This is a genomic window from Sphingobacterium sp. B16(2022) (genome assembly GCF_012030425.1).
Classification (GTDB): Bacteria; Bacteroidota; Bacteroidia; order Sphingobacteriales; family Sphingobacteriaceae; genus Sphingobacterium; species Sphingobacterium anhuiense.
The window spans coordinates 388,448-401,153 of the sequence record NZ_JAAUVN010000001.1 but is presented as its reverse complement, the minus strand read 5'-3'; the positions used below and the strand labels follow the sequence as shown (position 1 = coordinate 401,153).

The 12,706-nt window shown below is 30.8% G+C and carries 13 protein-coding genes; 5 read left to right on the top strand and 8 right to left on the bottom strand.

Going from position 1 to position 12,706, the window contains the following annotated elements; translation table 11 throughout:
* Positions 1-94: 94 nt before the first annotated feature.
* Together HCX49_RS01885 and HCX49_RS01880 are read right to left on the bottom strand one after the other, a co-directional pair.
* A complete protein-coding gene (locus tag HCX49_RS01885; protein ID WP_168125959.1) occupies positions 95-2,152 on the bottom strand; it encodes a site-specific DNA-methyltransferase in 2,058 nt (685 codons plus the stop codon).
* Positions 2,153-2,350 carry a helix-turn-helix transcriptional regulator gene (locus tag HCX49_RS01880; protein WP_168125958.1) on the bottom strand — a complete coding sequence of 66 codons (198 nt, stop codon included), beginning with the start codon at positions 2,348-2,350 and terminating at the stop codon, positions 2,153-2,155. It lies immediately after the preceding gene.
* A gap of 379 nt (positions 2,351-2,729) precedes the next feature.
* Between HCX49_RS01880 and HCX49_RS01875 the strand changes: the two genes are divergently transcribed.
* Positions 2,730-3,656: a restriction endonuclease gene (locus HCX49_RS01875; RefSeq protein WP_168127003.1), complete on the top strand. Its 927-nt coding sequence runs from the start codon at positions 2,730-2,732 to the stop codon at positions 3,654-3,656.
* Positions 3,657-3,775: 119 nt separating this feature from the next.
* Positions 3,776-4,162: a hypothetical protein gene (locus tag HCX49_RS01870; protein ID WP_168125957.1), complete on the top strand. Its 387-nt coding sequence runs from the start codon at positions 3,776-3,778 to the stop codon at positions 4,160-4,162.
* A gap of 326 nt (positions 4,163-4,488) precedes the next feature.
* On the opposite strand, the gene HCX49_RS01865 is transcribed toward HCX49_RS01870, so the two are convergent.
* Positions 4,489-5,304 (bottom strand): hypothetical protein, encoded by an 816-nt coding sequence (locus HCX49_RS01865; protein ID WP_168125956.1) that lies wholly within the window; start codon positions 5,302-5,304, stop codon positions 4,489-4,491.
* A 385-nt stretch (positions 5,305-5,689) separates the two neighbouring features.
* On the opposite strand from HCX49_RS01865, the gene HCX49_RS01860 reads away from it, so the two are divergent.
* Entirely contained in the window at positions 5,690-6,160 is a 471-nt protein-coding gene (locus HCX49_RS01860) for an SRPBCC family protein (RefSeq protein WP_168125955.1), read from the top strand.
* Between the two features lie 157 nt (positions 6,161-6,317).
* Here HCX49_RS01860 and HCX49_RS01855 read toward each other — a convergent pair whose 3' ends face one another.
* Entirely contained in the window at positions 6,318-6,638 is a 321-nt protein-coding gene (locus HCX49_RS01855) for a hypothetical protein (RefSeq protein WP_168125954.1), read from the bottom strand.
* Between the two features lie 1,394 nt (positions 6,639-8,032).
* Positions 8,033-8,761, bottom strand: a complete 729-nt coding sequence (locus HCX49_RS01850) for a hypothetical protein (protein ID WP_168125953.1) — start codon at positions 8,759-8,761, stop codon at positions 8,033-8,035.
* A gap of 304 nt (positions 8,762-9,065) precedes the next feature.
* Here HCX49_RS01850 and HCX49_RS01845 point away from each other — a divergent pair, with 304 nt between their 5' ends.
* The gene (locus HCX49_RS01845; protein WP_168125952.1) at positions 9,066-9,296 is read left to right on the top strand and encodes a hypothetical protein; all 231 of its coding nucleotides are present in this window, start codon (positions 9,066-9,068) and stop codon (positions 9,294-9,296) included.
* Between the two features lie 113 nt (positions 9,297-9,409).
* Here the strand turns inward: HCX49_RS01845 and HCX49_RS01840 are convergent, their stop codons facing one another.
* The 3 genes from HCX49_RS01840 to HCX49_RS01830 form a co-directional block, all read right to left on the bottom strand.
* Entirely contained in the window at positions 9,410-10,354 is a 945-nt protein-coding gene (locus tag HCX49_RS01840) for an Abi family protein (protein WP_168125951.1), read from the bottom strand.
* Between the two features lie 459 nt (positions 10,355-10,813).
* Positions 10,814-11,275 carry a DUF4826 family protein gene (locus HCX49_RS01835; RefSeq protein ID WP_168125950.1) on the bottom strand — a complete coding sequence of 154 codons (462 nt, stop codon included), beginning with the start codon at positions 11,273-11,275 and terminating at the stop codon, positions 10,814-10,816.
* 17 nt (positions 11,276-11,292) lie between these two features.
* A complete protein-coding gene (locus HCX49_RS01830) occupies positions 11,293-11,772 on the bottom strand; it encodes a hypothetical protein (RefSeq protein ID WP_168125949.1) in 480 nt (159 codons plus the stop codon).
* Positions 11,773-12,223: 451 nt separating this feature from the next.
* Here HCX49_RS01830 and HCX49_RS01825 point away from each other — a divergent pair, with 451 nt between their 5' ends.
* The gene (locus HCX49_RS01825) at positions 12,224-12,496 is read left to right on the top strand and encodes a hypothetical protein (RefSeq protein WP_168125948.1); all 273 of its coding nucleotides are present in this window, start codon (positions 12,224-12,226) and stop codon (positions 12,494-12,496) included.
* Positions 12,497-12,706 lie beyond the last annotated feature (210 nt).

Below are 12,706 nucleotides of genomic sequence, written 5' to 3'. Positions count from 1 at the left end.
AGAGGATTTTTTAGACTCTCCTGAAGATTTGATGTATAAAACAACATCATAAACTTTTTTAGACGATAACATTGCAACATTATTACTCATTTAACTAATCTTTGATTTGGTAAAAATCTTTTGTTAAACGAATTGCATCTGATGATAAATGATATCGAGAATCTTCTACCTCAGAGTGATTAACGTACAGTTGATTGTTATCTAACATTCGAGCTAAAAGCGCTTTTTGACGAGAAAGACTCAATGCTTTGAAATTATCTTCATGAATAATTTTTTCCTTAAACTCTTTGACTCGTGCGTTGTAATTCAAGAAATAACGAGCAGATAGTTCATCAAACAAATCATTTAAATCTTCTAAACTATTACAAGCTTGTATTTGCTCTTTAGCTGCTTCATTATTTTTGGCTAATTCAACATAAATAAAAGAACCTCCGCCACCCCAATTTACTAAATCTGAAATTCCTGAAACTTCATTATTAATAACATTAATAAGCCTATCTTTAGATAATTCAATTTGATTATTGATTTGTTCAAGACCAACAAACTGCCGTCCCATCTTATGCGAAACAGCCGCTGTAGTTCCACTTCCAAGATGATAATCCAAAACAATATCATTTACATCTGAAAATAGATCAATATAAAATTTTAATAGCTCTTCAGGTTTTTTACCATTTCGAAAAGATACTCCCCCTTCATCAGCTACATTATTATATTCTTTTTCAAAATTATAAAAATTAGGATATTGCTTTCTAGTTATGTTTGTACTAGTTGGCTTTCCCTGAAGATATGCTCCATTTTTGTTTCCTAAAGGAGCACTATAGAAATATCTAAAATCAATATTGTCATCACCCATATCCGGAACTTTAAATAAAGTTTGAGGAGGATAATGTGTTAATGGTTCTAAATATTTTACAAAAAACCTTCCACTACTGTTTTTTTCTCTAAGAGACCCTCTTACTGTATGGATTTTAAACAAATTTTCAGAAGGTTCTTTTTTTACCATCTTATATTGCCCCGGTAAATAAACTTCTACATTCTTTTTACCACATGTTATTATTTCAGGCTTTTCATTTTCTAAAATTTCTATATCAAATACATAATCGTTAATAGTTTTTTCAACTTCAATATAGGGCATTTTCTTCAATGGATTATCCGAAAATATTAAGGCGTACTCAATAACATCGTTAAACTCTTTATCGCCTGTTAATCCTCGATCAGGGTGACGAACTTGAATATTAAAATCACACATGTGGTTTCTAAATGTATTATTCATCAGAACTTTTAAATATGCAAATTCATGAAAACTACATTGAACTATAATAACACCATCTTCTTTTAATAGATTTTTAGCAATTAAAAGTCTATTATACATAAATGTTAGCCAAGTAGAATGATTGAAACGATCATTATACTTAAAACTATCACTCCCTGTATTATAAGGTGGATCAATATATATTAATTTAACTTTATTTTTTAACTCTTTTTCTATACTATATAATCCCAGCAAGTTATTACCTTTAATAATTAAATTATCCGTAATTGTGTCTTCCGGTAAACCACGCTTTTTATTAAGGAGAGCATCACGGCTAAAAGCAAAAGGAATGCTTTCACCATCAATATCATAAGAGACTACTTTTTGAAATGCCTTCGGCTCTAATAGACGATCTATTTCATCTTTGGCAATTATATGGTTATAAAAAATCTCTTTGCGTTTGGCTGTTCTTTCGACATAATCATTAGAAACTGCATCGTATTCAAAATAAACGTCGTTACCTTCTTCCGAACTTTGTCCGCCTTCCAATATACAATCCTTATAAGGAAAATCTAATACATAATCGGTACTATCTGTCAAGAATTTACCACCTGAGGCTAAACCAATTCGGTTAGCGTAATGAGTATAAGAACCATCTAAAACATTAGAGTCTAAATAGTAAATAAAATCATTTTGCTTAAATATATAGACATCTTTTATTCGGACGAAAAACTTGATTCTTGTTTGTTCATCATTTAAAAGAAGTTCGATCAGCCTTTCGTCAAAATTATTGACGAAATCCCGTAATATATTGATTTGGATATCATTTTCTTCATCGACTAATCGTACATCAGTTTTAAGTATATTTATTACATGTTGGTTGAAGTTTAAATCTTTCATTTACTTCGTAGAGTTTAATAATTCTTTAATATCTATATTCAATAATTCAGCAATTTGTACTAATGTCTCTATGGAAGGCTGTACCTCATTTGAGCACCACCGTGAAATAGTAACATCAGATTTTCCTAAACGCTCTGCTAACCACTTATTAGTTTTGTCTTTTTCTACTAATAAAACTTTTAATCGGTTGATTTTCATACAGTGTTATTATATTAACATTTTGTGATAAAAATAAGATTTAATTTGGATAAATAAAATACCTGTTTCTATTAAAATTATTCTATGATAAATGAATTTAAATTTCTATAACAACTAACCGCTGATAATTTAAAATCGAAACATTCCTGTAACTTTTAATTTTACCGTAAAACACAAAATTCTTAATAAGAATAATATTCATAGTTTTAAATAAGGTATTATTTTCCGCTTAATTTCTTATATATTTTTAGAAATGAAACATTTTTAAAAAAATCAGTGATTAATGAATAACAGCCCTTTTTTCACCAAAAAACATATATTACTATATTATTAAATTAAAATAATTACTATTGTATTTTAAAGTAGAACAATGAAACCAATGCCATTACCGAAACACGATGAGTTGCGCATTCCGATTATGGAATTATTAAATACGAAAGGAACAATGAAACTCCGTGATTTCGTTGAACCATTAGCAGCGCACTATAAACTCTCTGATGATGCAGTTAACGAAATGTATCCTTCTGGAAATGGCCACATTTTCTACGACCGCATATCGTGGGCTCTGAGCTATCTCAATATGGGTGGACTATTGGATAAGCCAAAACGTGGCGTTTATAACATCAACGACAAGGGTAAGAATCTATTATTAACTCCGGAATTGATTGATTCATATATTGATAATGAATTAAAAAAAAGAGAACCTGTCAGAGGAAAGAATAAAAATGATATCAGTTCAAATATCAAAGAACAATCACTTTCAAATAATACCCCTCAAGAAGAATTGTATGCATCTTTTGAAAGTATAAAGGAATCTATTTTTGATGAGATACTGGAAACGATTCTTTCAAAAACACCTGCAGCTTTTGAAAAACTGGTTTTGCAGCTATTGCAAAAAATGGGATATGGCGGAGAAATCAAGAATTCTGGTTTATTAACCAAATATTCCAATGATGGTGGTATAGACGGAATTATAAAAGAAGATATCTTAGGATTTGGTAGAATCCATCTTCAAGCCAAACGGTATAAAACAGACTCCATAATTGGAAGAGAAGATATCCAGAAATTTGTCGGAGCTCTGGCTGTAGCACAATCAAATAAGGGAGTATTCATTACAACATCTGGATTCTCAAAAGGTGCTATAGACTATGCAAATAGTTTGAATGGTTCAACCACTATTATTTTAATAAATGGAAAACAACTTGCAAATTATATCTATGATTATAGTTTAGGCATGCAAGTGGAACAAACTATCGAGATTAAAAAATTAGATGCAGATTATTGGGATCCCATGAAGGATGAATAAGATTTTAGATTTTTGGCCAATTATACTGCTAATAGTTTTATTATCACCCTCAGCGAGCTCTTAAATATTTGTCTATTTCTCCTATATATTTTTTATAATATTTTAAAAATAAATCAATTATGGAACACTTTTATTCATGGATTATTTCGTTAGCTAAAGACATTATAACTGCAATTATTGCTAAATATGCAGAAAAACATTTAGACAAAATCTCATTCAAAAAGCTACTTTCAAATCTAAAGGAGTATATAGTTGAGGCTTACAATTCTAGAAGAGGATTAAAAATCCAACTAAAGCCACTATCACCAATATTCATGAAACGATTCAATATTTTTGCGGATCTAGCATTGACTGGTGTATTATTTGTAGCAATTTTTATTGGCGGAATCATCCTACTTTTAGGCATCGGAGCTGATAAAAACATTTACTTAACTGCATTATTAGCAGCTTCTATACCAATGGCGGTATACATTCCTAGAAAAATGCTATTAAACGATAATTTATAAAATTATAATCATTTTTTGACCATATTGGGAATATATAGTACCTTTAAACCACGATGCTACAAGTAACCTGTGCCATAATTGAACATAATGATAAAGTGTTAACCTGTCAACGTTCTGCGACGATGAAGCTTCCGATGAAATGGGAATTTCCGAGTAGTGGGCAGAAGCTGACCTGCCGATTGTACGTGAATATTTGAGCTTATGACTTTTGGAATATTAAGAATCGCTGATAACACAATCATTAGCAAATAAATTGAAGGAATTGTCTGAAAAGAAATTTTCTAAGCCAATGTCAATAACTTGGAAATTCCCACGTCCTTAAATCTTTATTTGTCATTTTGTTCAAAAAATGATTTAGCCATATTTCGTATTAAATCTCTATTTTCCTGAGAATTATCGATTGCACTTCGAATATGGGATTCGGGACCATATATATCTTCATAAATTGTTGTTTTTTTGAATTTAGCATAATCCCCCTTCCTCATTAATAACATGAGCAAAGTATATAAATCATTATTCTCCTTTTTATCCAATTGATCCAATACAATAGGAATCCCTTCTCTAAAATTCAGGGATTCCATCATAAGTAAAGAATTAGTTCCTATAAAGCCATCCTTACTTATAACATTACGCAAAAGATGAAGTATGGTATCTCTATGCTGCTTTAAAGCATTCAATTGCCTATCGCTCCACACAAATTCCCTATACTTTCTATAAAAAGTGCCATATAATTTTGGTTCATCTTCCTTTGTTACTATTCTTCCACTACAATTTTGATTATACCATTCATAGTTAATCATACAATATGTAAATAACTCAGATGGACTTAGACTCTGGAAATTAGGTTGGGCAATAATTGTATTCATACCACCCCAATGAGGAATCGGATAAAAATATAAAATACTGTCTTTTTCTTCTTTCGGAATATTGACGCTATTTATCATGCTCAAGATTTTCACTAAATGCAAATCAGGAACATTTGACTTGGTCCACTGCTTTATCCAGACTATATCCTTTTCTACCCTTCTTTCAATACTATCATCTAATGTTTGTGCTTGGGAATAACCAATTGACAGGATAGCGAATAATATAAGAATAGAGATATTGAGCAGGAATTTATTGGAAAGATATTTAATCCTCATTCTGACACGGTTTGATACCTTGAAGGTAATCAAAAATATTCATTTTTATTTGTGTTGTAAATATTTGATTACCCCTCTAAACACCTTATTTGTATGCAGATCTGGGTTTAAATACACTTTCAGCAGTTACATAATCAATCACATAATTAAGCTCAAATTTATGAATGTTGTATAACAAGAAAGTTCAATCTGATTAAGATTGAACACAATAGCTATTAAACTCGCCACTAGTAGTACCATACTGAACTCTCTTCCATAGTTTATCCTCCATGTAACCTAGTCCACTATAATTGAAATAATCTTGATATAAGGCACCATTTTTATCTATGCCCTCAAATAATGAAGCATAATTTCTATTAACTTTACAACTATAAGCAAATAATAGATGCCCAAAATTGAAATTATTACTATAATCAATGCACCTATAGCGTTGTGTTTTGATCTTGCTAGGAGTATTGATTTACATACTATTTCAACTTCAAAAACAAATGAAAAAGCTATTGGTGGTAGAACACAAGGATTAATAGAGCGACATGAATATGTTACTTGGCAAGCCACACATTTTGGTATTAGACAGATTCTAACTTCAAAAATAACAGCTTTTGAAAAACCTTATTACTTTGTTGATGAGCAAATAAGTGGTGCCTTCGAATCGCTATACCACGAACATATATTTGAACAGGATGGTGAAAAAGTAATCATGAAAGATATCTTTACATTTCAATCGCCTATGGGGATATTTGGAAGATTATTTAACAAACTGATTCTAACAGCATATCTTCACAAATTTCTCATGACGAGAAATAGTATGATTAAAGAATTTGCTGAAACGGACAAATGGAAAAGACTGATCTGATTATTGCACAAAAGACGAAGATGCCTGGTTGCATGCTACCAACAAAGACGATATCATTTCACTAATGAAACCTTATGATGGAGAACTACGTAGTCATCAAGTTGTACGAGTACAGATCCCAAGCTGACAGACACAAATCTCCCACACATTCAAAAAGCTATTTAGGTGGTTTGAAAGTTATATCATAACCTTCAAGCTTTTTCAATAAGGCTTGAAGCTCCTCATTTGCTCTTTTTATCCATCCTGCCCTTTGTTTAATAGCGGCATATGGACTTTTAACTGCAAAATCTTTTATATTACTTAAGCCAGTATGCTCTTCTTTATAAACCTGCTTCCACTTCTCCAAAAACTCTTCCGGTGTATAAAATATCCTTGTATTATCGTGATAGATCCAGCAGTTATTCTGAATTGCAAACCGATGCAAAGAAGTAACTTCTGCAGGAATACCTTCTTTCTCTTTAACTCTCCACGGTTCCATAATTTTAATTTTATTCAAAGCTAGAATTAAAAATACTAAAATCAAACTAAATTAATACTAAAAATTATAGCAATCAAAAAAACCTAGGCGAGCACCTAGGTTTGAAAATTTAACCAAATTTCTGACTTTGGAAGCCAATTAAAGTTTTTATTATGATATACATAAAAATAAATAATTTATAATTCCAAGATATTAAACAAAAAAGCCTTTGGTCCGCAAAACCAAAGGCTTCAATATTCATAAAATAATAAGGTAAATTATTGATCTAAAAATAATATGATTTTTTATATTTTCAATGTGTGAAACAAAAAAAAGCTCCAAATGATTATCTGGAGCTTGAATTTTCAGCATTGGGTACTGAATAAATGTATTTGATATGATTGGAAGCTTCCGACGGCTTCAAAATAAAGTTAATGAATTAATTATCAGCTCGCAATAGGATTTAAAAATTTATTTTCAAAAATTCAAAAGCCCTTAATGGTAATGAATAGGGACTTTAAACTTACAACATATAGAAGAGGATTTCTACAACGTCCTTCCTATCAAGTACGTATTGACTTAGGTCCCATTAGGCTTTCGCTTTGTTGGGATGAACAGCTTTTGAAGAGAAACGTATGCGTATGCTTTCTATGATAGCAAACTGGCAAAAGAGTGAAAAAAGCAAGAGAGCTTATTGCGCGGAAAATAGAAGATTCAATTTTTTCATGACATTGACCAGTCCCAATCTTATCGTATTAGACTACTAACCGATTCAGAAATTGAAACTACCATGGAGTAATCTTCAAGAAGCATTGACTTTTTAGAAAAGTACAGACTACTGTGTTTTTTTAGTTCTAAACCTAACATTCTAGAACCTATTTTTTGTTTTTCTGTATTGAAATAGCTATATTAGGAATGATCCACGGTGGATCAGAAATAGGATTTAGTTTTATCGGTAAACAGCTCTAGGATGATATCTTAGAGCTGTTTTTTTATTAATAATTTTTTACAAAAATAAATGTCTATATTAGGAAAAGCTTACCATAAGAGCTAAAATATTAGGTAAAATAAAAGTTTAAACAGCTTTAGGCGCCCGCTTGAAGCTGTTTTTTTATATGTATGTTGAAAATACTGGAAATCGATAAGTACAAACACTGTTTTTTTATTTTAAGCAATGAACAAAAAAATATTTTTTATAATTTCATAACGAGCTTCAATTATAATTTAGTAATCTACAGATTGCGGGGTTCTATCAGTTTGATAGAACCCTTTTTTATCCTGAAAAAGTTGTAGTTTATTTATGGCCAATGTTTATTTTCAAGCCTCAGGTTGTTTTGACCTGAGGCTTTTTTACCTTTAAAATTTACTTATTGAGATTCTGCGAGTTATCAATTTATTTAATATCCATAAACTTTTTAGAGCTGGCGAGCATCTTCTTTTTCATCTTTATCATAAGTTTTTAACATATAATCTTGCCCTAAATTCCCGGAAAATACCTTTACTTCAGCAGTCATCTCCTCATAAAAAGCTCCTTCATTCTCCATAAAAAACAGATTCATATATCTTGAACCCCAATCCGGATTCACAAACACTGCATCATTATAATTACCACCGAAAGTAACTAAAAGGCAAAATGTTGATATTTTAGCTTGTTCCCATTTTACAAATTGTCTGGCATTAAAAATATTACCAAGTGAAAGCAACCCATTTAAATAAATAGTGGTAAATAAGACTAAAACACTTAAATCAATTAATTTAGAAACCGATTTGGGCATACCCATATTTTTTGTTTTTACAAATACGATTACAACAACTGATATCAATGCTCCTATTAAAGCTGCGTAAGGAAGAAAATACCAATCATTTTTCAGATGAACCTGATCATACAAAAAATATGCGAAACCCAACACACTCATAAAAGTACCAATTGCTACTACCCAGGTCATCTCCGATCTGTAATGATACCAGTTTCCAAAAAATAAAATAAGCTGAAGGCCCACAAATATTCCGTAAAGTAAGGCAATGGACTGATTAAAAACGGTAAAGCCAAGGGCTTGCATAAATCCAGCTAACACAAAGCCAAAAAAAGCTAACTTTTCATAATTTGTCGTAGTATACAAATTCAGGTTTTTAAGAAACTTCATTTAATTAACACAATTGATTATTACACTAATTTAGTTAAAAAATAAATAAAAAGCAAAAAATAATATTTTAAAGCTTACTAGTTAATTAATAAATATCATATCACTTCGCACCGTCCATCTGATTAGGAAGCTGATACTGCGCTTCCCGAATCGGCGTACATTAAAGAGGCTCATTTTAGCGAAGTATTAAATCCTGGTTTCAATCCAATTTACAATTTTTAAAATAATCTATTGTAGCTTTTTTAGGTAGGAAGCTTTTACTATTTAAGGAAACGATATTGCAGCGCAGCTGGGAAATGCCTGTATGTTGAAACATGCGGTCTTTAAACTGGAAAAATCGGACCTAGTAAAAGTCTTTAACAGTGATAATCCTTTAAACCGTAACAGCAAGAAATCTTACGATAACGTGGGAATATATTATGTTAGCCCATTTACTTTTGCTCCTGTCAGTATGTACAATCTGGATTCGAACTGCAAGCCATTGTTAACGGATAATCCACCAAAGACCTTAAAAGCTATTTCGATTTTGGATTAGCATTCGCTATTTTTCAAGTGGGATACTAAAGATTTGATTTTGAAAGAATAATTGAACTGCAAGTACAAAGTCCATATGAAATCGGTGAAACATTTGAAAACGCACAAAAAAGTTTATGACAAATATTCAATTTTCCACGGAGCTCTCTTTTCCCAATCTTCTGGAAATCCTAAATTGCTGACTTTAATCTGATGAGTTTTTACCAATTCTTCAATTTTATCCGTAAATGAATTTGAAATATTAAAAGTATTCAATAAATGGTTAATCGCAATTATTGCCCCATATACATTTGAATTAGCCTTTTCAGGTATATTCCCCATTATTTTGTGCTTATCCCTACTTGGAAATGATAATTTATTTGCCGTAAACTTTCTATTCCATAATCTTGAATGATGAGCACAAACATTTCGAACATCATTTAAAAATAACAACCAATTAACTAAAGACTTACCATTTGGTAATTTAAAATTTTTAGCGATACTATTTTTATATTCATCATTTTTTAAGCAGGTATATAACTTAATTAATTTACCGAAAGAAAGTACTTCAAAAGACATATTCTCAGGAGGAAGTATCTCGCTTGTATATTTCAATTTAAAAGCTCTAAGAAATTGTTCCTTAGGATCTTTCAATGATACTCGAATGGAATCCAAAACATAATTTTGATAGCCTAAAATCTCCTCCTTCTCATCTCTTAATTCATTTTTATTGAGAAAGTAACTATCATTGTTATACCAATAAAATCCGTATTGATTTGAATAGGTATTTATTATTTTTGTTCTAAAACTTACTTCAATTCTTTCCAAATACTCAAGAAAAATACGTCTGAGGTTTTTATCAAATGTATATAGATTGATAATATCGTCAAACGTAGTTCCATCCAAAAATTTAGTATCTCCAGTTTTAGTCTGTAGATGGAACATATAACCACTCAATCGATAATAACTTACATTTTGAAGATACTTTTCAGCTCGAATTAAACAACCAATAGATAATTCTCGTTTTTGCAAAAGCTCAATCTGCTTATCGATAGATAAGGCTTCCTTAGAATATTTCATAAATTAGGCAAAAAAAAACCTCGCAAGATGCGCTTGAGTCAGAGGCGTGCGAGGGTATAACACTACAAATATAGATTTTAAATATTTAATTCACAAATATTTTTCAAACTATTTCACTCTTCCTCAATGAATTAGATTTAGCGACACATACATCGTAAATTGTGAGAGCTTGATGATCAGTTTAAAAGCAACATTTACAATGTTGCTTTTAAACTAAAAGTACTATCCCTAATTACATACTGATACAGGGAAATAAAATCGCATCATTTTTTGGCTTTCAGAAAGGGGAAAACTCATCTTACATCTTTATGTCATATCAATAATGATCTTAATCAAAAAATATCGTCCTAAAGATGACAAAAAACAGGGATTAAAAGACATTAAAAACATATTTCCGATAGAAAACACAATCCCATGCAGTCAAAGATTGGGCTGTGTTTCATAAATAGCTTACAACAATCACAGCTCCTCTATGATAAGCGTATCCAAAAGATCTAAACGATTTTGCAAAATTTCTGCATACTCTTTTGTTGCTGGAACTTCTACTGGATAACAATCTTCTATAGGTTCCCCATTTAGCACTGCCTCTACCCAATCTCTCATTATCGTAACATAACTCTCCAGAGCACTTCGTGGATCCCTTCCACTTTCCACATCAATGTAAGCACGAGGAATATCACCAACAACAATCCAAACAAACTGATCAACACCACTACCAGCAGGCTCTATCTCAAAGAGGAAAACACCTAATATTTCCTCCCAGCAGACAGCGAGCCAACCTGAAAGAATACTTTTACACCACTGATGTCTTAATAGATAATTCTTAGCTTCTATTGATAAGTCATAAAGATGACTATTATCTTCTTTAGTTAACCCAGCAATATTATCAAAGGTCGACGCTTGATATTTTATATTTTTCATATTCAAAAATGCATTACTTATAATTGATTAAACATTATAGCCGCTTGATTATAAAGTGATGTATTTTCTTCTCTAATTTCAAAACCTTGGGCGATGCATTCAAACATGTTATCGTGAAAGGTTAATATATAGTGTCTATAAATTTCCCATTTTTTAGGATTATACTGTGGATGTACTTGATCTATGTCTTGAAGTGATTTGATTAAATCCGAGTTTTTAAGTTCATAAAATGAGTAAGACTCCATACCCAATTTACGATACGGATGTCCATGTATGGTTTCATCTCCAGGAATCCCAAATGAATACTTTAAATACATGTTAAATTTCAAGACACAAACACTTGTATCATCAATAGTATTCCGCTCTTGTGGAATAGCAGATAAACTTTGTTTATCTACATAAAAAGTAATAAACAATTCATTATCGTTTGATAATAGTATCGGCGATGGCGAACCACAGTCCATCTCAAAAAGATCCTTTAATTCTATTAATTCCATTAATTTGTTATGTATTTTAATGAAACACGGACTAAATATTCATACGGCAATTCATTAACGATCATCACTCCTTCTCTAAATTGCTGATTCACGATCATCATAACGGTATTCAAGATGATCTAACGATCGAATATTTCCTTTTTTATCGTCGCTGTAAAAGATCACTATTTTTCTCCTATAAAGTATGAGTGTTCCGTCATCCTCTGCACCTGACCAAATGCAGGAATAACGCTTTATGGCCTTAATTCTCTATGAAACATAAAGATTAAAAAAAATCTTTATGGATTAGAGTTTTTGTGTAAGTTATGTCAAAACACTGCCTCTTTTTTTCGTTTATGAGGCTTATTCCCATAAATACTGTGTTCATAAACGAGGTATGCTTAAAAATAGTTAAACTAGATGAAAATACAATTAATTATTATTATCTTTATTAGAAACAATTATAAAAAACATGAAAAAAATAATTTTACCATTTTTTTTCCTCTTAATTGCTCTTCTGTCTTGCAATAAGGAGAATATCGAAAAAGTGGACGAAAAAAACGATCCTTCGAGAATAACTTTACTAAATGAAAAAAGTTATGACAGAGACTCTTTATTTATTGAAATGAGCAAATCAACGGGCATTCCGGTTGATAGATTACGGTTTGAAGAAAACTTGAAATATTTTTATATAGTTGATTATGATAATCTCAAGCTAGATCCAATAAAATATTTAGGACTTTAATCACACATTATCAAAAGAATATTGTTAATGATGCTGATTTCACTCCTCCAAACTCAGGACTTCAAAATGGAAAAATAATTGCACAAACTCATACCAATTAAGAATCTATAACTTTAACTCTAAATCTACTACGATGGGAGGCAAGTGAAAGTTAACAATTAGAACCTGAAGGATATTTTATTTCAAGCAAGCATTTTAGTTTTATTTAAA

Coding starts and splice junctions, on each gene's coding strand:
- HCX49_RS01885 (WP_168125959.1), bottom strand. CDS start 2,152: ATGAAAGATTTAAACTTCAACCAACATGTAATAAATATACTTAAAACT.
- HCX49_RS01880 (WP_168125958.1), bottom strand. CDS start 2,350: ATGAAAATCAACCGATTAAAAGTTTTATTAGTAGAAAAAGACAAAACT.
- HCX49_RS01875 (WP_168127003.1), top strand. CDS start 2,730: ATGCCATTACCGAAACACGATGAGTTGCGCATTCCGATTATGGAATTA.
- HCX49_RS01870 (WP_168125957.1), top strand. CDS start 3,776: ATGGAACACTTTTATTCATGGATTATTTCGTTAGCTAAAGACATTATA.
- HCX49_RS01865 (WP_168125956.1), bottom strand. CDS start 5,304: ATGAGGATTAAATATCTTTCCAATAAATTCCTGCTCAATATCTCTATT.
- HCX49_RS01860 (WP_168125955.1), top strand. CDS start 5,690: ATGCCCAAAATTGAAATTATTACTATAATCAATGCACCTATAGCGTTG.
- HCX49_RS01855 (WP_168125954.1), bottom strand. CDS start 6,638: ATGGAACCGTGGAGAGTTAAAGAGAAAGAAGGTATTCCTGCAGAAGTT.
- HCX49_RS01850 (WP_168125953.1), bottom strand. CDS start 8,761: ATGAAGTTTCTTAAAAACCTGAATTTGTATACTACGACAAATTATGAA.
- HCX49_RS01845 (WP_168125952.1), top strand. CDS start 9,066: ATGTTGAAACATGCGGTCTTTAAACTGGAAAAATCGGACCTAGTAAAA.
- HCX49_RS01840 (WP_168125951.1), bottom strand. CDS start 10,354: ATGAAATATTCTAAGGAAGCCTTATCTATCGATAAGCAGATTGAGCTT.
- HCX49_RS01835 (WP_168125950.1), bottom strand. CDS start 11,275: ATGAAAAATATAAAATATCAAGCGTCGACCTTTGATAATATTGCTGGG.
- HCX49_RS01830 (WP_168125949.1), bottom strand. CDS start 11,772: ATGGAATTAATAGAATTAAAGGATCTTTTTGAGATGGACTGTGGTTCG.
- HCX49_RS01825 (WP_168125948.1), top strand. CDS start 12,224: ATGAAAAAAATAATTTTACCATTTTTTTTCCTCTTAATTGCTCTTCTG.